The sequence below is a fragment of the Kerstersia similis genome (assembly GCF_965139615.1).
In the GTDB taxonomy this organism is placed as follows: Bacteria; Pseudomonadota; Gammaproteobacteria; order Burkholderiales; family Burkholderiaceae_B; genus Kerstersia; species Kerstersia similis.
Genome location: NZ_CBCSIQ010000015.1, coordinates 55,655 through 76,270, shown reverse-complemented (window position 1 = coordinate 76,270; position 20,616 = coordinate 55,655). Strand labels below are relative to the sequence as shown.

At 63.2% G+C, this 20,616-nt stretch carries 18 protein-coding genes; 14 read left to right on the top strand and 4 right to left on the bottom strand.

The window, feature by feature from the left end:
- Positions 1-21: 21 nt before the first annotated feature.
- Positions 22-1,215 carry a serine hydrolase domain-containing protein gene (locus tag ACNA1V_RS10750; RefSeq protein WP_415833617.1) on the bottom strand — a complete coding sequence of 398 codons (1,194 nt, stop codon included), beginning with the start codon at positions 1,213-1,215 and terminating at the stop codon, positions 22-24.
- Positions 1,216-1,385: 170 nt separating this feature from the next.
- Entirely contained in the window at positions 1,386-2,774 is a 1,389-nt protein-coding gene (fumC, locus tag ACNA1V_RS10745; RefSeq protein ID WP_415833616.1) for a class II fumarate hydratase, read from the bottom strand.
- A gap of 303 nt (positions 2,775-3,077) precedes the next feature.
- On the opposite strand from fumC, the gene tsaE reads away from it, so the two are divergent.
- The 4 genes from tsaE to miaA are packed head-to-tail and all read left to right on the top strand — an operon-like array spanning position 3,078 to position 8,000.
- Entirely contained in the window at positions 3,078-3,593 is a 516-nt protein-coding gene (gene tsaE / locus ACNA1V_RS10740; RefSeq protein WP_415833615.1) for a tRNA (adenosine(37)-N6)-threonylcarbamoyltransferase complex ATPase subunit type 1 TsaE, read from the top strand.
- A complete protein-coding gene (locus tag ACNA1V_RS10735; RefSeq protein ID WP_415833614.1) occupies positions 3,560-4,984 on the top strand; it encodes an N-acetylmuramoyl-L-alanine amidase in 1,425 nt (474 codons plus the stop codon). Before tsaE ends, ACNA1V_RS10735 begins: the two co-directional genes overlap by 34 nt.
- Positions 4,985-4,994: 10 nt before the next feature.
- Positions 4,995-7,010 carry a DNA mismatch repair endonuclease MutL gene (mutL, locus tag ACNA1V_RS10730; RefSeq protein WP_415833613.1) on the top strand — a complete coding sequence of 672 codons (2,016 nt, stop codon included), beginning with the start codon at positions 4,995-4,997 and terminating at the stop codon, positions 7,008-7,010.
- A gap of 9 nt (positions 7,011-7,019) precedes the next feature.
- Positions 7,020-8,000, top strand: coding sequence for a tRNA (adenosine(37)-N6)-dimethylallyltransferase MiaA (gene miaA, locus ACNA1V_RS10725; protein WP_415833612.1), 981 nt, complete (start codon positions 7,020-7,022; stop codon positions 7,998-8,000).
- Here the strand turns inward: miaA and ACNA1V_RS10720 are convergent.
- Entirely contained in the window at positions 7,973-9,196 is a 1,224-nt protein-coding gene (locus tag ACNA1V_RS10720; protein ID WP_415833611.1) for a GGDEF domain-containing protein, read from the bottom strand. The genes miaA and ACNA1V_RS10720 overlap by 28 nt on opposite strands.
- A 125-nt stretch (positions 9,197-9,321) precedes the next feature.
- A complete protein-coding gene (gene purM, locus ACNA1V_RS10715; protein ID WP_415833610.1) occupies positions 9,322-10,371 on the bottom strand; it encodes a phosphoribosylformylglycinamidine cyclo-ligase in 1,050 nt (349 codons plus the stop codon).
- Positions 10,372-10,492: 121 nt separating this feature from the next.
- Here purM and hda point away from each other — a divergent pair, with 121 nt between their 5' ends.
- From hda to ACNA1V_RS10665, 10 genes are all read left to right on the top strand, one after another.
- Positions 10,493-11,191, top strand: coding sequence for a DnaA regulatory inactivator Hda (gene hda / locus ACNA1V_RS10710; RefSeq protein ID WP_415833609.1), 699 nt, complete (start codon positions 10,493-10,495; stop codon positions 11,189-11,191).
- Complete coding sequence (locus ACNA1V_RS10705) at positions 11,188-11,895, top strand: HAD family hydrolase (RefSeq protein WP_415833608.1); 708 nt, start codon at positions 11,188-11,190, stop codon at positions 11,893-11,895. Before hda ends, ACNA1V_RS10705 begins: the two co-directional genes overlap by 4 nt.
- A 7-nt stretch (positions 11,896-11,902) precedes the next feature.
- Positions 11,903-13,306: a polynucleotide adenylyltransferase PcnB gene (gene pcnB, locus ACNA1V_RS10700; RefSeq protein WP_415833607.1), complete on the top strand. Its 1,404-nt coding sequence runs from the start codon at positions 11,903-11,905 to the stop codon at positions 13,304-13,306.
- Between the two features lie 6 nt (positions 13,307-13,312).
- Positions 13,313-13,864: a 2-amino-4-hydroxy-6-hydroxymethyldihydropteridine diphosphokinase gene (gene folK, locus ACNA1V_RS10695; RefSeq protein ID WP_415833606.1), complete on the top strand. Its 552-nt coding sequence runs from the start codon at positions 13,313-13,315 to the stop codon at positions 13,862-13,864.
- Between the two features lie 134 nt (positions 13,865-13,998).
- Positions 13,999-14,904, top strand: a complete 906-nt coding sequence (gene glyQ / locus ACNA1V_RS10690) for a glycine--tRNA ligase subunit alpha (protein ID WP_415833605.1) — start codon at positions 13,999-14,001, stop codon at positions 14,902-14,904.
- On the top strand, positions 14,901-17,045 hold the full coding sequence (gene glyS, locus ACNA1V_RS10685) for a glycine--tRNA ligase subunit beta (protein ID WP_415833604.1): 2,145 nt from the start codon (positions 14,901-14,903) through the stop codon (positions 17,043-17,045). Before glyQ ends, glyS begins: the two co-directional genes overlap by 4 nt.
- Entirely contained in the window at positions 17,042-17,590 is a 549-nt protein-coding gene (gene gmhB, locus ACNA1V_RS10680; RefSeq protein ID WP_415833603.1) for a D-glycero-beta-D-manno-heptose 1,7-bisphosphate 7-phosphatase, read from the top strand. Before glyS ends, gmhB begins: the two co-directional genes overlap by 4 nt.
- On the top strand, positions 17,587-18,327 hold the full coding sequence (locus tag ACNA1V_RS10675) for a lysophospholipid acyltransferase family protein (protein WP_415833602.1): 741 nt from the start codon (positions 17,587-17,589) through the stop codon (positions 18,325-18,327). The genes gmhB and ACNA1V_RS10675 overlap by 4 nt, the downstream gene beginning before the upstream one ends.
- 15 nt (positions 18,328-18,342) lie before the next feature.
- On the top strand, positions 18,343-19,272 hold the full coding sequence (locus ACNA1V_RS10670; RefSeq protein WP_415833601.1) for a M48 family metallopeptidase: 930 nt from the start codon (positions 18,343-18,345) through the stop codon (positions 19,270-19,272).
- Between the two features lie 57 nt (positions 19,273-19,329).
- Positions 19,330-20,559: a nucleoside recognition domain-containing protein gene (locus ACNA1V_RS10665; RefSeq protein ID WP_415833600.1), complete on the top strand. Its 1,230-nt coding sequence runs from the start codon at positions 19,330-19,332 to the stop codon at positions 20,557-20,559.
- The last annotated feature ends 57 nt before the right edge of the window (positions 20,560-20,616 follow it).

Sequence of the window (20,616 nt, the reverse complement as noted above, 5' to 3'; positions counted from 1 at the left end):
TTTCTTCCGGTCTTTTTTTTGCTAGCGACAAGCGGCCACAACCCGATCACTCAAGCACGACAAACGTTCAATGTGGGCGAGCCCCTCCACCACGCCTGCACTGAGGAACACAAAACTCAAGTCCCGCTGCGGATCCACCATCCACAGGGTGCTGCCACGCCCCACGGCGTAAAAGGCGTCAGCACTGGCCAAGGTTCCCGCTGCGCTGAGATGCATCCCCGGCCCCCGTGACTGCCCTCCCAATAAAGTGTAGTGCGCCGGCGTTTCGGGCAGGCCATATTGCTGCCGGTAGGCATCCCAGCCCTGATTGGACGCGGTTCCGGTATGGCTGCGGCTGGCCTCTCGTACCATGCCGGCCGGCAACACTCGCACGCCATTTCCCGTGCCGTCCTGGCGTAGTGCCTCCGCAAAGCACAGCACATCATCCAAGGTGGCCAACGCCCCACCTGCCGGCAGCTCGGCATATTCGTCGAGACAGCGATTCAGCAATCCAGCGACCCCCTCGCCTTCCGGCGTAGCCATGGCGGCGGTATAGGACATGGGCACCCGGCGCGATACCTCGATGCCCATGCCGAAGGCGGTCTGGCACATGCCCAGCGGCTCGAAGAGCTGCTGCCGCGCAATGTCGCGGAAGCAGCGCCCCAGCGGATCTGTCAGAACCAGAAGGTATCCCAGCACCGCATAGCCCGCTGTCGGGCTGTAGTAAACCTGTGCGCCCGGCGGATAGGCTGGCGGCAACACCGCCAGCGCGGCAGCGAAACGGGCCAGGTCAAAACCCTGCTCAGGCTGCAATGCCACCGGCGGCATCAGGCCGACATGCATACCAGCCTGGTGTGTCAACAACTGGCGCACCGTGATGTTCTGCTTGCCGTGGCAAGCAAAGGCTGGCCACCTGTCTGCGATTTTGTCATCCAGCGCAAACTGGCCGCGCGCCACTGCCTGCAATACCAGGACGGCGGTGAAGGATTTGGACAGTGACATCAGCAGATAGATATCGTCCAGCGCGGCCGGCCGGCCTGGCGCTGCCTGCCCGAGCGACGCCCGGTAAAGCACCCGCCCCGCCCGCGCCACGGCAAATGCCGCGCCGTAGATGCGGCCGGTGTCGATATCGCTTTGTATGGCCTGGCCCAGTCGCACCAGCGCCGCATCATCCACATTCGCCTGCCTGCATGCCTCTGCGTCCGGCAACGGCATCGCCCCCCTATTTCGACTCACGTTTTTCCCTCGCCCTCAAACTTACAGCCCTTGCCCGATCCAGCACTGCCCGGCAGCTGACTTGCATGGACAAAAAAAAGCATGCCCGGCGCAACACCCGGCATGCCTTGTCCGAGGACATCAGGCACCCATCGGCAGCCTGACATCCTCCATTCCGCATGAAGCAAAAATTACTTCTGGTTGGTCATGTGCGACGGCACCACCCACTCGTCGAACTGCTCGGCCGTCAGGAAGCCCAGCGCCAGCGCCGATTCACGCAGCGACAGGTTTTCCTTGTGGGCCTTCTTGGCGATCTGGGCAGCCTTGTCGTAACCGATGTGCGGGTTCAGCGCCGTGACCAGCATCAGCGAACGATTCACCAGTTCGGTGATGCGGTCGCGGTTCGGCTCGATACCGACTGCGCAATGCTCGCCGAAGCTAGCCATGCCATCAGCCAGCAGACGCACCGATTGCAAGAAGTTGTGAATCACCAGCGGCTTGAACACGTTCAGTTCGAAGTTGCCGCTGGCGCCGCCGATATTGATGGCGACGTCGTTGCCCAGCACCTGCGCACCCAGCATGGTCAGCGCTTCGCACTGGGTCGGGTTGACCTTGCCCGGCATGATCGAGGAACCGGGTTCGTTTTCCGGGATGCTGATTTCACCCAGGCCGGAACGCGGGCCGCTGGACAGCCAGCGGACATCGTTGGCGATCTTGATCAGGCCGGCAGCCAGGGTCTTGAGCGCACCGTGGGCAAACAGGATGCCTTCGTGGCCGGCCAGCGCCTGGAATTTGTTCGGAGCGGAAACAAACGCCACCTTGGTGTCACGTGCCAGTTCGTCGGCAACGCGCTTGCTGAATTCCGGGTGGGCGTTCAGGCCGGTACCCACAGCCGTGCCACCGATGGCCAGCTCATGCAGCACGGGCAGCGTGGCGCGGATCTGGCTTTCAGCGATTTCCAGCTGGGCAACCCAGCCCGAGATTTCCTGGCCCAGCGTCAGCGGGGTGGCATCCTGCAAGTGGGTGCGGCCGATCTTGACGATGTCGCGGAAGGCTTCGCTCTTCTCTTGCAGAATGGCCTTCAGCTTGGCCAGCGAGGGCAGCAGGTGGCGCTCGACTTCAACCGCAGCCGCCACGTGCATGGCGGTGGGGAACACGTCATTGGACGACTGGCCACGGTTCACGTGGTCATTGGGGTGCACCTTGCGGGCTTCGCCGCGCTCGCCACCCAGCAGTTCCGAAGCGCGGTTGGCCAGCACTTCGTTCATGTTCATGTTGCTTTGCGTGCCCGAACCGGTCTGCCAGACGGACAGCGGGAATTCGTTGGGCCACTTGCCGGCGATGACTTCGTCGGCTGCCTTGATGATGGCATCGGCCTGACCAGCGTCGATCTGCTTCAGTTCGGCGTTGACGTGCGCGGCAGCGCGCTTGACGCGGGCCAGCGCCTCAACCAGTGCAACCGGCATCTTTTCGGTGGAAATCGAGAAGAAATGCAGCGAGCGCTGGGTCTGCGCACCCCACAGGTGTTCTGCAGGGACTTCGATGGGACCGAAGGTATCTTTTTCGATGCGGGTGCTCATTTGTTGACTTGACTCCACTGGGTACGACCAGGCACAGGCGCCAGGCCGCGTTCATTGAGAATGAGAATGGAACGACGGATGAACCTAACGCCCGCTAGGATAGCAGATGCCGGCATCGGATATCACCAGAACCCGGTTCCAGCACAGGGCGACAAGACCTGGATGCCGGCCTGCATGCCTGCTTTCCCTGCGCCTGCGCAAACCCTGGCCATTTTCTGTCGGCCGCGTCGCACCAGGGCAGCGCGGCAGCACCTATCCGTCCCTATAATGGCCGCCTTGTCCGCAGCGCCCTCCGGAGCCGCCATGTCATTTCCTGCCCAGCATTCGCTTCTGTTACCCGACGAAACCGCTACCGAAGCCCTGGCCCAACGCCTGGCGCCACTGGTTTGCGACCGCCAGTATGCCAGCGAACCGCCAGGCCCCCTGGCCGGCGGTCGCATACACCTGCGCGGCGATCTTGGGGCAGGAAAAACCAGTTTTGCCCGCGCACTGTTGCGCGCATGCGGCATCAGTGGCCGAATCAAGAGTCCGAGCTACGCGCTGCTTGAATCTTATAAAGTTTTTAACTTATACTTGTATCATCTTGATTTTTATAGATTTAGCGAATCAAGAGAATGGCTGGACGCCGGATTCAGGGAAATTCTGCGTGATGATGCCGTTGTTTTGATCGAATGGCCGGAGCGCGCAGGCAATCTCCTGAGCCCGCCAGATCTAGAAATTTCACTGGATTATCTGGACGATGGACGCCGCGCGGATCTGTCGGCACACACCGAAAGAGGGCTTAAATGGCTGAACGCAATCCTCTCACCCGGCCCCTGATACCGGCTGACGCTACGCGTCGCCGTTTGCTTGGCAGCGCCATGACGCTGCTGCTCGTTCCCGTGATTCCGCGCACGGCGCATGCTGCCAGCATCCTGGCCGTGCGCACCTGGCCTGCGGATGACTACACCCGCATCACGCTGGAACTCGATAGCGCCCTGAGGGCCGAGCATTTCACGCTGGAAAATCCTCACCGCCTCGTTGTCGATATCGAAGGGCTGACCCTCGATCAGGCGCTCAACGAGCTGGTCGCCAAGATCAAGCCTGACGATCCCTATATCGCCAGCGCCCGGGTGGCCCAGAACCGCCCGGACATCGTGCGCCTGGTGTTCGATCTCAAGCAGGCGATCGCCCCCCAGGTCTTTACGCTCAAGCCGGTCGCCGAATACCAGTACCGTCTGGTGCTGGATCTGTACCCCAAGGTTGCGCAGGATCCTTTGCTGGCCATGATGAACAGCAAGAGCCTGCCCAGCGAAGACGATCCGCTGGCTCGAATTCTCGAAGACCTGTCGAGCCGCCCCGGCGGCACGCCGGCCCAGCAGCCCTTGCCGGCATCGCCCCAACCCGGCGCCGGCTCGCAAGTTGCCACGGCACCGACACGCCCGGCCCCTGTCCCCGCGCGCCCCACGCCCGTCACAGGCGGGCGGGCGCCGGCCGTGCATACTTCCGGACGCAGGCGCCCGCTGACCATCGCGCTGGACCCCGGCCATGGCGGCGAAGATCCTGGCGCGATCGGCCCGGGCGGCACACGTGAAAAAGATGTCGTGCTGAGCATCGCCCATATGCTGCGCCAGCGCATCGACGGCACCTCCGGCATGCGCGCCTTCATGACGCGCGACGCAGACTTTTTCGTCCCGCTGCACGTGCGCGTGCAGAAAGCCCGGCGCGTGCAGGCGGATCTGTTCATTTCCATCCACGCCGACGCCTGGACCCGTCCGACGGCACGCGGCACCTCCGTCTTCGCCTTGTCTGAACGCGGCGCCAGCAGCACCATGGCGCGCCTGCTGGCCAATAAGGAAAACGCTGCCGACCTGATCGGCGGCGTCAACCTCGGCAGCCAGGACGCCAACGTCGCGAAGGTGTTGCTGGAACTGTCCACCACGGCACAGATCAATGATTCACTCCGCTTTGGCGGCACCCTGCTGCGCGAACTGGAGAAAATCAATACGCTGCACAAGAAGAATGTAGAGCAGGCAGGCTTTGCCGTGCTGAAGGCGCCGGACATTCCCTCGGTACTGGTGGAAACGGCCTTTATCAGCAACCCCGGCGAAGAACGGCTGCTGCGCACTTCGGCCCATCAGCAGAAGATCGCGGCGGCCATCCATACCGGCATCCAGGGCTTCTACGCTGCCAATCCGCACATCGCAGCACTGGATCGCGAAATCAGTTAAAAATGCGTTCATGCAAGAACGCCGCACTATCCATGCCCTGCCCGATCTGCTGATCAGCCAGATCGCGGCAGGCGAGGTCATCGAACGACCTGCCTCCGTCCTCAAAGAATTGCTGGAAAACGCCATCGACGCGGGCGCCAGCGCCATTACCGTACGCCTGGACGGCGGGGGCATCCGGCGGATTGCCGTCACGGACGATGGCTGCGGCATTCCACCAGAAGAACTGCCGCTGGCGCTGACCCGCCATGCCACCAGCAAAATCGGCTCGCTGGCCGACCTAGAATCCGTCGCCTCCATGGGATTCCGTGGCGAAGCGCTGGCCTCCATCGCATCCGTCGCCTATCTGACCCTGACTTCGCGCACGGCTCACGCCAGTCACGCCTACCAGATACTGGGGCTGCAAAGCCACGCTGAGCCCGCCGCCGGGCCCGGCGGCACCACGGTGGATGTGCGCCAGCTGTTTGATAACGTCCCCGCCCGCCGAAAATTCCTGCGCAGCGAACAGACCGAGTTCGGCCACTGTGTCGATGCCTTCGAACGCATCGCGCTGGCGCACCCCCATATTGCCTTCCAGCTCTTTCACAATGAGCGGGCGGTACGCCAGTGGCCGCAAACCGACCCCATGCAACGCATCCGCGATGTCCTGGGCGAGGATTTTGCCCGTCAGGGCCTGGCCCTGCACGCCGACACGGGCGCGGCCGCGCTCTCCGGCATTGTGCTGGAGCCCACTGCCGCACGCGCTCGTGCTGACCGGCAGTATCTGTACGTCAATGGCCGTTTTGTGCGGGACCGGACGGTGTCGCATGCCATCCGCAGCGCCTATGCCGATGTCCTGCACGGCGACAGGCAACCAGCCTATGTGCTATTTTTGAATGTCGATCCTGCCAGCGTGGATGTCAATGTGCATCCGGCCAAAAGCGAAATCCGTTTTCGCGACAGCGGTGCGGTGTACCGCTTCGTCATGCAGCAGGTCGGCCAGGCGCTGGCGCACGGCGCAGGGCAGCGTGGCGACGCAGTGACTGCCCCGGCGACAGCCGGCGAACCGGGCCAGCGAGATGCGGCCGGGCCTGGCGGTATGCCCTCGCAGCCTGAAGCCACCCATCCGGCAGGCGACGAGACTGCCTCGCCTGCCCCCCACCCGGCCGCACCCACTCCCGGCCCTGCCCGCTACACGCAGCAGGCGCCCTTGCACCTGGCCGAGCCGCAACGCCGCTACGATGCGGGCGGCTTCAACTGGCAACAGCACTATCGGCCACTGGACGACGACTCGACCGAAACCGCTGCCCTCGGAGCAGCCACCCGTCCTGCCGGGCTTGCGACACAGCTGCCCGACCCAAACCGTGTGCCCGCAAGCCCCGTGCCCGCTCCCTTGCCCACCTTTGCACCTGCGGGCCTGATGTCTCGCGCGACAGCAGCGCCGGGCTTGCCAAGCACGGGCGACGAGCTGCCGCTGGGCCTTGCCCTGGCACAGTTGCATGGCATCTACATCCTGGCTGAAAATCGCCATGGCCTGATCCTGGTGGACATGCATGCCGCCCATGAACGCATCGTCTATGAACGCCTGAAAAATGCCATGGATCAGAATGGCCTGCCACGCCAGGATCTGCTTGTTCCCGTGGTATTCAGCGCGCCGGAAAAGGACGTTGCGCTGCTGGAAGAATATGACGCGCTGCTGACGGAGTTCGGCTTTGAGCTGCGCCCGGCCGGCCCCAGCGCGGTTGCCGTACGCAGTGTGCCGGCACCGCTGGCCGACGGCGATATTGAGGCGCTGGCGCGCGCCGTGCTCGCAGACCTAGCCAGCGTCGGCATCTCTCGTCACCTCACGGAAAAACGTAACGAACTGCTCTCCACCATGGCCTGTCACGGTTCTGTGCGCGCCAACCGTAAACTTACCCGGGAAGAAATGAACGCCTTGCTGCGCGACATGGAGGCGACTGAGCGCGCCGGCCAATGCAACCATGGCCGCCCCACCTGGGTACAGTGGAACCTGCCCGAACTGGATCGCCTGTTCCTGCGCGGGCAATAACGTCTTTTCATGAACGCCTCCCCTCTTCCCATTCTCTGCCTGGCCGGCCCTACCGCCGCAGGCAAAAGCGCCGCAACGCTGGCGCTGGCGCAACGCTGGCCACTGGAAATCATCAATGTCGATTCCGCTACCATCTACCGCGGCATGGACATCGGTACCGCCAAACCCAGCCTGGCCGAACGCAGCCAGGTGCCCCAGCATATGCTGGACATTCTCGACCCGGCAGAGAGCTATTCCGCTGCCGCCTTCCGCGCCGATACCCTGGCCTTGATCGACGCAATCCTGCAACGTGGCAGGCTGCCCTTGCTGGCTGGCGGCACCATGATGTATTACAAAACGCTGAGGGATGGCCTGGATGACCTGCCAGAGGCCGACCCGGCCCTGCGGGCGGAACTCGAAACCCGGGCCATCTCGCTGGGATGGCCCGCCTTGCACGCGGAACTGGCCCGGCTCGATCCAGTCACCGCGGCGCGCCTGGCCCCCAATGACAGCCAGCGAATCCAGCGCGCGCTGGAAGTCTGCCTGCTCAGCGGCCAGCCGATGTCTGCACTGCTGGGCCAGCAACGCAACAAAGCGGATTCCCCTGGCGCCAAGCCGAGCTATCTCTTTCACACCATCAGTCTGGAGCCTTCCGACAGGCTGGCCCTGCATCAACGGATAGCGCAGCGCTTTGATCAGATGCTGGCGCAAGGTTTTGCCGACGAAGTACAGCAACTGCACCAGCGCAAAGACTTGCATGCCGGCCTGCCGTCCGTGCGTTGTGTCGGCTATCGCCAGATGTGGTCATGGCTGGAAGGTGAAATTTCACCCTCCCAGGCGCGCGAACAGGCCATCGCTGCCACACGCCAGCTCGCCAAACGGCAAATCACCTGGTTGCGCGCCCAACCGGAACGGCAGATCGTGGATTGCCTGGCGGCAAACGCTCAGATCAGTGTCGTGGACCTTGCCGCTCCCTGGCTCAATCAACTGGCGCGCGCGCTGCCAGCCTGAACTTCAGGCCGCGCCAGCAGGATCACGGTTTCGTCCGGCAGAAGAATACGCGCCCTGCCTTCGTTCTTGGCCCGGTACATGCGCTGATCGGCCAACTCGACCAAGGTCGGCCAATCGAGCACCTCGTCATGCATGCGCTCGGCCACGCCGATGGACGCCATCAATGGCTCGCTATTCTCGCTGGTGCCCAGGCCACCCTGGCGCATGCGTTCGACAAAATAAGGCAGTTGGGCCACCGACATATTCGGCAGAATCAGGACGAATTCTTCCCCGCCCCAACGGACCAGCACATCGCTGCTGCGCAGGTAACTGCGCAAGGCGCGTACCAGGCTGCAAAGTGCACGGTCTCCAGCATCGTGTCCGAAACGGTCGTTGATGGATTTGAAATGGTCGATATCTATGAAGGCCAGTGCCAGCGGGGTATCGGCATTGGCTGAAAGCATGAATAAACGTTCCAGGCTTTCCACGCCGGAACGACGCGTCAGGGCGTCGGTCAGCGGATCCGTATTGGCCCGGTGCACCAGGCTCTTCATGTAGTGCAGCTGGCTCATGCTGGAAAACATGGCAATCCCTGTCATCAAGGCCATGAACCAGAGCGTTGCCCCATGTTGCGCCCAGGACAGCTCCCTGGCGTCACCCATGGTCATGCCCAGCAGCGCCGTCCCCAGCGCGGGTATGGCAAACAACAGGACTTCCAACGCCGACAACGGGAAAATCGCCAGCCCGCCAAGTACCACGGTGGGCATCAGCGCATAAATCTGCATCATCAGAAACTGGGTATCCGTCAATGCCATGCTGCTGGTCAGGCGCAAGGCCGCCAGGTAAAACAGACAAGGCACGATCAGAATACAGGCCAGCATCCCCAACGCCCGTTTGTACGGATGGCTGGGCGACAGCTCACGCGGCTTGGCCATGTAGAAAAACACGGCACCAGCCGCCAGGCGCAGCAGTATCAGCACCAGGGCCACCGGCAAGGGGAACACGATCAGGTCGATGATCCCGCACAGCGGCACCAGGATAAAGAACAGAACGGACAACAACTGGATGCGGGCCGCAATCACGGACGCCGCATGCCGCCGTATCGACAACGGCAACCCCATCGGCGACGCCAGCGACAGCAGCTGTCCTGCGGTCGGCTGGGTTGGCGCGACAATGTTGTCGGTAACGTAACGCCAGAATCGACGGATTCGCAACATAACGGTGTAGTTGTGGATACGGCCCGCCGGCTGCGTACGCGCTCGCAGGCGCGCCGTTCAGCCGGACATGATGACAGCGCTGCCCGCCAGTTGCGGGCGGCCCTGCCCCTGTCTGCTCAGGATGCTCAGAGAACGACGGTTCCCGGCGCGCCTTCCGCACGCGGTTTGATTTCACCGATACGGAAGACCTGTTCGCCATGTGCAGCGAGCGTCGCGGCAATCGCCTCCGCCTGGTCTGCAGCGACCACGATCACCATGCCGATGCCGCAGTTGAATACACGATGCATTTCCTGGTGATCCACACCGCCTTCGCGCTGCAGCCAATCGAACAGCGCCGGGCGCTGCCAGGCATCGGCATGCAGCTCGGCCTGCCATTGCGGCTGCAGAATGCGCGGCACGTTTTCCAGCAGGCCGCCACCCGTGATGTGTGCCAGGCCCTTGATTTTTTCGCCATGCTGCTCCAGCGCTGCCAGCACCGACTTCACATACAGGCGGGTCGGCGCCATGACCGCGTCGGCAAACGGCTTGCCGTGGAAATCATCTTCCGGCCGGGCGCCGGCGCGCTCGATGATCTTGCGCACCAGCGAATAGCCGTTGGAATGCGCGCCGCTGGAAGCCAGCCCCAGCACGACATCACCTGCCGTAATCGACTTGCCGTCGATAATTTTCGATTTCTCGACAGCACCGACGGCAAAACCCGCCAAGTCATATTCGCCGTCAGGGTACATGCCCGGCATTTCCGCCGTCTCACCACCGATCAGCGCACAACCGGACTCTTCGCAACCCTTGGCAATGCCGCCCACCACGGCTGCAGCCGTATCCACGGACAATTTGCCGCAGGCGAAATAGTCAAGAAAGAACAACGGTTCGGCGCCTTGCACCAGGATATCGTTGACGCTCATGGCCACGAGGTCGATGCCTACCGTATCATGGCGGTTCCATTCAAAAGCCAGGCGCAGCTTGGTGCCTACGCCATCCGTTCCCGATACGAGCACTGGCTCGCGGTATTTGCCGGGAACCTGGAACAGGGCGCCAAAGCCCCCTATGCCTCCCAGTACGCCAGCGCGCATGGTGCGCGCTGCCAGGGGTTTGATGCGATCAACCAGCGCATCTCCGGCGTCGATATCGACGCCTGCGTCGCGATAGGTCAGGGAGGACTTGTTTGTCTGGGCCATGGAAAAAACCGTCGAATATGTAAAAATCGCAGCGTTTCGCTGAATAAGAAGTTGATTTTACGATGAACCGCCACTTGCGCCGCGCAATCACCCTGAATTCCGTCAAGAAAGGATCGCTGGCATGAGCCGTCAGCTCCTGCTGGACGTGCTGCCGGCGCCTGCTCCCTCTCTGGAAAACTATATTCCAGGGCCGAATCTGGCTGCGTTGCAAGCTGCCAATGATTTGGCGCCGGGCCGTGCGCTGTACCTCTGGGGTGCAGACGGCTCCGGGCGCAGCCACCTGCTCCGCGGCCTGTCATCCCTGCCCGGCAGCCGCCATTATTTTCCTGCTGCCGGTTCGACCGACTTTCTGCATCAACTGGCCGACAGCGACGGCCGGCACGCAGACCTGATTGCCATCGACGACGTTCAGCAGCTTGATGATGGCGCGCAAGCTGCCGTATTCGCCCTGTACAATCGCTGGCGCGAAACCGCCGCTTCCCCGCATGCTTTCTCGCTGGTGCTGGCTGGTGACCGTGCGCCGCTGTCCATGCCGCTACGCGAAGATTTGCGTACCCGGCTGGGCTGGGATCTGGTCTTTCGCCTGGAACCGCTTTCCGACGCCGACAAGCTGGCCGCCTTGCATTTGCAGGCGGAAAGCCGTGGCGTCAATCTGACACCGGAAGTGCTCAACTGGATACTGACGCACCTTGAGCGTGACATGCGCAAGCTATCGCGCCTGATCGACGAACTCGACCGCTACTCGCTATCTGCACGCCGGCCCATCACCATTCCCCTGCTGCGGACCATGCTCGCAGACCCGAATACCAATCGACAATGAAGCCCAACTCACCGACACGCCTTGCCCTGTTCGACCTGGATCACACGCTGCTGCCGCTGGACAGCGACTATCAATGGGCCGAATTCCTGGCGCGCACCGGACGCGCTGGCGATCCGGAGATCGCCCGCCAGCGCAATGAGGACCTGATGGTCCGCTACAACGAAGGCAACCTGACTGCGGAACAGTCGGCTGAATTCATGCTGGGACTGCTCTCCCCCCATCACCCGACCGATCTGGCGCGCTGGCATGAAGACTTCATGCGTGAAATGATCTGGCCCGCCATACAGCCCAATGCGCTGGCGCTGGTACGCCAGCACCTGGAAGCCGGCGATCTGGTGGCCATCGTCACCGCCACAAATAGCTTTGTTACCGCTCCGATTGCCCGGGCGCTGGGCGTCCAGCATCTGGTCGCTACCGAAGCCGAATACATCGGCGGCCGCTATACCGGCCGCATCCTCGGCACGCCGAGCTTCCGTGAAGGCAAGATCACGCGTGTCCAGCAATGGCTCGCCACCCTGGGCCAACAGCTGGAAGACTATCCGGAAACCTGGTTCTACAGTGACTCCATGAACGACCTGCCGCTGCTGGAGGTCGTGTCGCATCCTGTGGCCGCCAACCCCAGTGACGAATTGCGCCATATCGCTACCGAGCGGAAATGGCGCATCATTGATCTGTTCACGCAGTTGGCCGACCAGAAATCCTGACATCCGAATGATCACAGAAACCATCAAACGCTTCGTGAGCCGCCTGCGCCGTCCGGCCGGGCCGGCGCGTATCCCTGTCGAACGGCATGGGATAGATCCGCGCCATGTTTCGCGCAATGCGGTGAAAGTCTGCGAAACGCTGCGCGATCATGGCTATGAGGCCTATATCGTGGGCGGCGCGGTTCGCGACCTGATCCTCGGGCTTGAGCCCAAGGATTTCGATGTGGCCACCAACGCCACGCCCGAACAGGTACGTCCGCTGTTCCGCCGCGCCCGCATCATTGGCCGCCGCTTCCAGCTGGTACATGTCGTCTTTGGCCGCGAAATCATCGAGACTTCCACCTTCCGCGCACCCTCCAGCGGCGAGCAGGAAACCGATGAGCATGGCCGCATCCTGCGCGACAACGTGTTCGGCAATCAGGAACAGGATGCCGTACGGCGCGACTTCACCATGAATGCGCTGTACTACGATCCGCTGGATCAGACTGTCATCGACTATCACAATGGCGTCGAGGATCTGAAGCAGCGCGTCATCCGCATGATCGGCGACCCTGCTACGCGCTACCGCGAAGACCCCGTGCGCATGCTGCGCGCCGTGCGGTTTGCGGCCAAGATCAGTGGCCGGATAGACGACGCTACCCAGGCGCCCATTCCCGACCTGGCTGTGCTGATCGAAAACGTCCCGGCCTCGCGGCTGTTCGATGAAATGCTCAAGCTGCTGACCTGCGGGCATGCCATGGACTGCCTGCAGCAGTTGCGCCGCGCCGGCCTGCACAAGGGCCTGCTGCCTTTGCTGGATGTGGTGCTGGAACAGCCCAACGGCAAACGTTTCGTCACCCTGGCGCTGGAGCGCACGGACGCGCGTGTCCGTACCGGCAAAACGGTCAGCCCGAGCTTCCTCTTCGCCGCCCTGCTGTGGCAACAGGTTGCTTCACGCTGGAACGAGCTGGAAGCCCGTGGCGAGCACCGTATTCCCGCACTGGTGCAGGCAGCGGACTCCGTGCTGGAAGAACAGACCGGCAAGCTGGCGATCCAGCGCCGTTTCACCGCCGACATGCGCGATATCTGGTTCATGCAGCCGCGCATGGTGCGCCGTCCGGGGCGCGCCGTCTGGCGCCTGGTGGAGCAGCCGCGCTTTCGTGCGGCCTGCGATTTCCTGCAGTTGCGTGCTGCCGCTGGCGAGATCGACAGTGTCGATGCCCAATGGTGGATGGATCTGGCCAATGCCGACGACGGCCTGCGTGCCGAGTTGATAGACGGGCTGGCCCAGTCGCCGCGTGAGACCGATGATGTGCCGGCAGCCCGTAAGCCACGTCGCCGGCGCCGCCGCTCCAGCGGTGCACGGGCCGGCAACGCTGCCGATGGCGCTCCGGGCAACTCACCCGGCCGTGCACCAGACAGCGCGGAATAAAGCGGTATGGACATGCTGCACTGCGCCTATATTGGCCTGGGCGCCAACCTGGGCGATGCCCAGGCCACCTTGCGCCAGGCTCTCGCGGAACTGGCTGCCCACGCCAGCACCGGGGCGCTGGAAGTGTCGGCGTTTTACCGTACTGCGCCTGTCGATGCCGGCGGCCCGGATTTCATCAATGCCGCCGCACGCCTGGAGACTCGCCTGGAACCGCTGGCCCTGCTGGATCTGCTGCAGGCACTGGAACAGCAGCACGGCCGTGAGCGCCCCTACCGCAACGCGCCCCGCACGCTGGATCTGGACATGCTGTTCTATGACGACCTGACCCTGGATACCCCGCGCCTGGTCTTGCCCCACCCCCGCATGCATGAACGCGCCTTTGCGCTCATGCCGCTACTGGATGTCTTGCCGCCGGCCGCCCAGGATCAAGACAGCAGGCGTTGCCTGCCCGTTTCCCGCGCCAGCCTGCAGCAATGGCTATCGGCCTGCGGCGATCAGCGCATTGAACGCCTCGGCAGCCCGGATGGAACGGCCCATACAGGCAGCGATACGACCTGATCCGGCCATCCAGTCCTCTGCGAACCCGGTGCGTGACCGTTCCACCCCGCAGCAATTCGCCACAACAGTTAAAATCAAAAATTACGCGCCGCGCCACCGGGGCTGGCGGCGACTCTGTCCGACCTTCATTACTCATGCTCACTTTCCAGCAAATCATCCTCAGGCTCCAGGAATACTGGGACAAACAAGGCTGCGCGCTGCTGCAGCCGTACGACATGGAAGTCGGCGCAGGCACCTCGCACACCGCGACTTTCCTGCGCGCCATCGGCCCCGAGCCCTGGCGCGCCGCCTATGTGCAGCCCTCGCGCCGTCCCAAGGATGGCCGTTACGGCGAAAATCCCAACCGCCTGCAGCACTATTACCAGTACCAGGTCGTGCTCAAGCCCGCGCCTCCCGATATTCTCGATCTGTATATCGGCTCACTGAAAACGCTGGGTATCGACCCAACCGTGCACGACATCCGTTTTGTCGAAGACGACTGGGAAAACCCCACGCTGGGCGCCTGGGGCCTGGGCTGGGAAGTCTGGCTCAATGGCATGGAAGTCACCCAGTTCACCTATTTCCAGCAAGTCGGCGGTATTGACTGCACGCCCGCCACCGGTGAGATCACCTACGGCCTGGAGCGCCTGGCCATGTACCTGCAAGGCGTGGAAAGCGTCTATGACCTGGTCTGGACCGAAGGCGGCGCCGGCGGTGGCCGCGTGCTCTACCGCGACGTTTTTCACCAGAATGAAGTGGAACAATCCACCTACAACTTCGAGCATGCCAGCACCGATATGCTGTTCGCTCATTTCAATGATTACGAAAACGAGGCCAAGCGCATGATCGCCGTGCCCCTGGCGCTGCCCGCCTACGAAAACGTGCTGAAGGCGGCCCACACTTTCAACCTGCTCGATGCCCGTGGCGCCATCAGCGTGACCGAACGCGCCGCCTATATCGGCCGCATCCGCAACCTGTCGCGCAGCGTGGCCCAGGCTTATTACGAATCCCGCGAAAAGCTTGGCTTCCCGATGCTGGCCAACAAGGAGGTGCAGGCATGAGCCAAGTAACTACCGCACCGCTGCTGGTCGAACTCTTCACCGAAGAACTGCCGCCCAAGGCCTTGCGCCGACTGGGCATTGCCTTTGCCGAGCGCCTCGAAGCCGAACTGCGCCAGGCCGGGCTCGTGGTGGGCGATACTGCCGCCACGCCCTATGCGACACCGCGCCGCCTGGGCGCATTCCTGCCCGCAGTGCTGGCGCAGGCACCCGACCGCGAGTTCTCCGAAAAGCTCATGCCGGTGAAAATCGGCCTGGACGCCAATGGCGCGGCCACCCCTGCCCTGCAGAAAAAACTGGCAGCCAAGGGCCTGGAACACCTGGATGTCCTGGCTCTGGCGCGCGAATCCGACGGCAAACAAGACTATCTGGTCGCCAACGGCAAGGCTGCCGGCGCCACGCTCGCCCATGGCCTGCAACAGGCGCTGGATGCCGCGATTACGCATCTGCCCATCCCCAAAGTCATGCGCTACCAGTTGGCCGATGGGGTCACTTCCGTCAAGTTCGTCCGCCCGGCCCATGGCCTGGTAGCGCTGCACGGCAGCGACATCGTGCCGGTGCAGGCGCTGGGCCTGCAAGCTGGCCGCCAGCTGCACGGCCATCGCTTCCTGGCGCCCGAGCCCTTCGATCTGCCCGCCGCTGGCGATTATGTTGCGCTGATGGCGGAAAATGGCAAAGTGCTGGTGTCCTTCGATGAGCGCCGCGCACTGATCGACGGCCAGCTGCGTGATCAGGCCGAACGCCTGAACGCCTCGCTGGGCGACGAAGACCCCGAAGTGGCGGCCCTGCTGGACGAAGTCACGGCGCTGGTCGAATACCCGGTGGTCTATGTCGGCGAATTCGAGGAGCGCTTCCTGGCCGTGCCGCAGGAATGCCTGATTCTCACGATGCGCCTGAACCAGAAATACTTCCCGCTGTTCCATCCGGAAAGCGGCAAGCTGACGCACCGTTTCCTGATTGTCAGCAATACGCTGACGGCAGACCCTCGCCATATCATCGAAGGCAATCAACGCGTCGTCCGCCCGCGCCTGGCTGACGCCGAATTCTTCTTCGAAACCGACCGCAAGACTCCGCTGGCCGCCCGGGTACCCCAGCTGGAGAGCATCGTTTATCACAATAAACTGGGCACCCAGCTCGAACGCGTCGAACGCGTACGGACGCTCTCGCGCTGGCTGGCCGAAACGCTGGGCGCGCCGGTCTCTGATGCAGATCGCGCCGCGCTGCTGGCCAAGGCTGACCTCACCACCAATATGGTGGGCGAGTTCCCCGAGCTGCAAGGTGTCATGGGTGCCTACTATGCCGAAGGCGACGGCGAGCCCGCCAGCGTGGCCCAGGCCCTGCGCGAACAGTACCGCATCCGCCTGGAACAGGCCGTCACGGACGAAAGCATCACCGCTGCCATCCTTTTCATTGCCGACCGTGTCGAAACCCTGGTCGGTATCTGGGGTATCGGCCTGGCACCCACGGGCGAACGCGACCCCTTCGGCCTGCGCCGCGCCGCACAAGGCCTGATCAGCGCATTTGAGCAACTGACTGCCGGCGGCTGGCTGTCCGTGCGCGAAAACAGCGCACTGACGCTGGGCAAACTGCTGCGCCAAAGCCTGGACAGCTTCCCCGCCGAGCGCATTCCCGCCAGCGTGTTGCCTGAGATCGAAACCTTCGTTTACGAACGCCTGCGCAATCAGCTGACCCAGGAACATGACCGCAGCGTGGTGGACGCCGTCCTGGCCACGCACCCGCCCCTGCATCAGGTAGGCGCGCGCGTCGCGGCTGTGGCCCAATTCACCCAGCTGCCGGAAGCGGCCAGCCTGGCAGCCGCCAACAAACGGATCGGCAACCTGCTGAAAAAAGCAGAACGTACGGATACCCCGCTGAATCCCGCCTTGCTGACGGAACCCGCCGAACAAGCCCTGGCCAGCACGCTGGACACGCTCTCCGGCCCCGTTGCCAGCCAGTTCGCCGCCGGTGACTTCGGGGCAGCCCTGAGCACCCTGGCGCAAGCCCGATCCGCCGTCGATGCCTTCTTCAATGACATCATGGTCATGGCCGAAGACCCGGCAGTGCGCGCCAACCGGCTGGCGCTGCTGGCACGCTTGCACGGCTTGATGAACCAGGTGGCTGACCTTTCCCGACTGGCCCAGTGAAACTGATCATCCTCGACCGCGACGGCGTCATCAACCAGGACAGCAAAGCCTTCGTCAAATCACCTGACGAATGGCTGCCGCTGCCTGGCAGCCTGGAAGCCATGGCCCGCCTGTCACAATCCGGCTGGCGCATCGCCATTGCGACCAACCAGTCCGGACTGGCTCGCGGCCTGTTCGACATGGAAACCCTCAATGCCATGCATGCCAAAATGCGGCGTGCGCTGGCAGGTCTGGGCGGCGCCGTGGACGCCATTTTCATCTGTCCGCACGGCCCGGAAGAGTCTTGCGCCTGCCGCAAGCCGGAGCCTGGCATGTTGACGGATATCAGCCGCCGCTTCGATACGCCCCTGACAGGCGTACCGGTTGTCGGCGATTCCTTGCGCGACCTTCAAGCTGCTGCGGCAGCAGGCGCGCAACCCTGGCTGGTACGCACCGGCAACGGGCAGGCCACGGCCGCCAGCAGCCAACTGCCGCCAGGCACCCGGATTGCCGACAATCTCACCGCAGTGGTCGATACGCTGCTTGCCGAACACGATACCCCATGATCTGGCTACGCTCCTTGATCTATGCAGTCTTCCTGACTGTCACCGTCATTCCCTATGCACTGGCCTGCCTGCTCTGGGCGCCACTGCCCAGGGGCCCGCGCTACAAACTGACCGTCGGCTGGGCGCAGCTGGCCTTGTGGGGCGCTCGCACCATCTGCGGCATCCGCTGGCAAATCAAAGGGCAGGAAAATCTGCCTGATGGCCCTGCCGTCCTGCTGTCCAAGCATCAATCCGCCTGGGAAACGCTGTTTTTTCCGGCCAAGATGCCGCGCCAGGTCTGCTACGTCTATAAAAAAGAACTGCACTACGTGCCCTTCTTCGGCTGGGGCCTGGCATTGCTGCGTATGATTCCCATCGACCGCAAGCAAGGCCATGATGCCTTCAGCCAGGTACTGAGCGTCGGCCAACAACGGCTGGCGGAAGGCCGCTGGCCTTTGCTGTTCCCGGAAGGTACCCGCGTGCCTCCCGGCCAGCATCGCCGCTATAAAATGGGCGGCGCCCGCCTGGCGGCGGAAGCCGGGGTACCCGTCATCCCCATCGCCCTGAATGCCGGCGACTGCTGGCCGCGCAACTCCTTTCTCAAGTATCCCGGGTTGATCACCGTCTCCATCGGCCCCGCCATCGACTCTGCCGGGCTGAGCAGTACCGAACTGAACGCCCGTGTAGAAGCCTGGATCGAAGCAGAAATGCGCCGCATCAGCCCGCAGCACTACCCTGGCTCAAACCAGGCCGCGTGACATACACTCCAGGCCATGCCTCGTTCTTCCCCGCTTCAAGGCGATTTGTTTGCGCCGACCCAGTCCATCACGGCTCACGGTAACGCGCCTGCCGACCTGCCGCACAGCACACCGGACGCCAGCGCCGGTTTCCTGCAACAGCAAGCCGGCCGCCTGATCATGGATCGGCCCGTGCAGCTGCCGCCAGGCGCCCAATGGCGTGAAACGCTCTCGGGTTCCCAGCGTCTGGGCTACACGTTGATGCGTTCGCGCCGGCGCACCATCGGTTTCCTCATCAGTGATGATGGCCTGCGTGTCACGGCGCCCTCCTGGGCGAGCCAGGCGCAGATCGACGACGCCGTACGACAGAAAACCCGCTGGATCGTCACCAAGCTCGAAGCCTGGCAACAACGGCGCACACAGCTCTCCATGGCTCATACCCGTTGGCAGCACGGTGGCGAATTCCCGTTTCTGGGCATCAGTGTACGTATTGCCCTGGGTGCCGCCCCGGCCGCAGGGCAACAAGGCCAGCAAAGCTATCAGGGTGACCCTGAACAGCCCTCAGCGGGTGATGTGCTGCATCTCAGTTTGCCCATGGATGCCGAAAGCTCGCGCATCCGCGAAATCACCGAAGCCTGGCTGCAACGCCAGGCGGCTGCCCTGTTCCAGCAACGCCTGCAGGCCTTGGCTGCCGCGCATGGCCTGCGCGTACGCAGTCTGCGGCTATCAGCTGCGCGTACGCGCTGGGGCTCCTGCACCAGTGATGGCCGTATCATGCTGAACTGGCGTCTGGTGCACTTCGCGCCGGCCATCATCGACTATGTCATTGCGCATGAACTGGCGCACCTGAGGGAAATGAATCATGGCCCCGACTTCTGGCATGAAGTCAGCCGCATCATTCCCGATTATGAACCGGCACGCGCCGCCTTGCGCTCCCACCATCCTGGTGATATTCCGGTGCTGTAGGGATTCCCGCCCCCCGATCCCATAGCCACGGCCATCGCCCACCCTTTTCCTGCCGCCATGCTGAACACGCTCTGGTTAGCCTTCTTCCTCATCGCCGCCCTGGCTGCGGGCATACGCTGGCTGGCCTATGGCGACGCCGAAGTCTTTTCCAGCCTGGTCAAAAGCCTCTTTTCCATGGCGGAAACCTCGGTCAGCATCATGATCGTGCTGTTCGGCACGCTGACGCTCTGGATGGGGTTCCTGCGCATCGCGGAACGCGCCGGCCTGATCGAAAAGCTGGCCGTGCTATTGGGGCCGCTGTTCGCCCGCCTGATGCCTGAAGTGCCGCGCGGCCACCCGGCCATCGGCCTCATCACCATGAACTTCGCCGCCAATGGCCTGGGTCTGGACAACGCCGCCACCCCCATCGGCCTGAAAGCCATGCGCGAGCTGCAAACGCTGAACCCCCGTCCGGATACCGCGACCAACGCCCAGATACTGTTCCTGACACTCAATGCATCGTCGCTGACGCTGCTGCCGGTCACTCTCTTCATGTTCCGGGCCCAGCAAGGCGCGCCCGACCCTACCCTGATCTTCCTGCCCATTCTGCTTGCCACCAGCGCATCCACACTGACGGCCCTGCTTGCCGTCGCCTGGATGCAGCGGCTGCGGCTACACGACCCTGTCGTGCTGCTCTGGTTTGCCGTGATCGGCCTGATCCTGGGTGGCATCATGGCCTTCTCCATGACGCTTTCGGCCACGGCCCTGGCCGCATTATCCTCGCTGGCCGGGAACCTGACCCTGTTCGGTGTAATCGTCGCCTTCGTCGCGGTTGGCGCCTGGCGCAAAGTGCCGGTTTACGATGCCTTTGTCGATGGCGCCAAGGAAGGCTTCGAGGTTGCGAAAAACCTGCTGCCCTATCTGGTCGCCATGCTGTGCGCCATCGGCGTGCTGCGTGCTTCCGGCGCACTGGACTATCTGCTGGACGGCATCCGCTACCTAGTGGCCGCCGCCGGCATGGATACGCGTTTTGTCGATGCCTTGCCCACCGCCTTGACCAAGCCATTTTCCGGCAGCGCCGCGCGCGCCATGATGCTGGAAACCATGCAACACTTTGGCGTGGACAGTTTCCAGGGCTTGCTGGCCGCGACCGTGCAAGGCAGCACGGAAACCACCTTCTACGTACTGGCCGTCTATTTCGGCTCGGTCGGTATCCAGCGCGCCCGCCATGCCGTAGGCTGCTCCCTGATTGCCGATCTGGCAGGCGTCATTGCCGCCATCGCCGTGTGCTACTGGTTCTTCGGCTGAAGAAAAACAGGCCCGCGTTCTGCACTGCCCCCAACGAGCGGGATATCCATCCACGCT

Bases quoted from the DNA above. Each gene is read 5' to 3' on its own strand.
- fumC (WP_415833616.1), bottom strand. From the start codon at position 2,774: ATGAGCACCCGCATCGAAAAAGATACCTTCGGTCCCATCGAAGTCCCT.
- tsaE (WP_415833615.1), top strand. From the start codon at position 3,078: ATGTCATTTCCTGCCCAGCATTCGCTTCTGTTACCCGACGAAACCGCT.
- ACNA1V_RS10735 (WP_415833614.1), top strand. From the start codon at position 3,560: ATGGCTGAACGCAATCCTCTCACCCGGCCCCTGATACCGGCTGACGCT.
- mutL (WP_415833613.1), top strand. From the start codon at position 4,995: ATGCAAGAACGCCGCACTATCCATGCCCTGCCCGATCTGCTGATCAGC.
- miaA (WP_415833612.1), top strand. From the start codon at position 7,020: ATGAACGCCTCCCCTCTTCCCATTCTCTGCCTGGCCGGCCCTACCGCC.
- ACNA1V_RS10720 (WP_415833611.1), bottom strand. From the start codon at position 9,196: ATGTTGCGAATCCGTCGATTCTGGCGTTACGTTACCGACAACATTGTC.
- purM (WP_415833610.1), bottom strand. From the start codon at position 10,371: ATGGCCCAGACAAACAAGTCCTCCCTGACCTATCGCGACGCAGGCGTC.
- hda (WP_415833609.1), top strand. From the start codon at position 10,493: ATGAGCCGTCAGCTCCTGCTGGACGTGCTGCCGGCGCCTGCTCCCTCT.
- ACNA1V_RS10705 (WP_415833608.1), top strand. From the start codon at position 11,188: ATGAAGCCCAACTCACCGACACGCCTTGCCCTGTTCGACCTGGATCAC.
- pcnB (WP_415833607.1), top strand. From the start codon at position 11,903: ATGATCACAGAAACCATCAAACGCTTCGTGAGCCGCCTGCGCCGTCCG.
- folK (WP_415833606.1), top strand. From the start codon at position 13,313: ATGGACATGCTGCACTGCGCCTATATTGGCCTGGGCGCCAACCTGGGC.
- glyQ (WP_415833605.1), top strand. From the start codon at position 13,999: ATGCTCACTTTCCAGCAAATCATCCTCAGGCTCCAGGAATACTGGGAC.
- glyS (WP_415833604.1), top strand. From the start codon at position 14,901: ATGAGCCAAGTAACTACCGCACCGCTGCTGGTCGAACTCTTCACCGAA.
- ACNA1V_RS10675 (WP_415833602.1), top strand. From the start codon at position 17,587: ATGATCTGGCTACGCTCCTTGATCTATGCAGTCTTCCTGACTGTCACC.
- ACNA1V_RS10670 (WP_415833601.1), top strand. From the start codon at position 18,343: ATGCCTCGTTCTTCCCCGCTTCAAGGCGATTTGTTTGCGCCGACCCAG.
- ACNA1V_RS10665 (WP_415833600.1), top strand. From the start codon at position 19,330: ATGCTGAACACGCTCTGGTTAGCCTTCTTCCTCATCGCCGCCCTGGCT.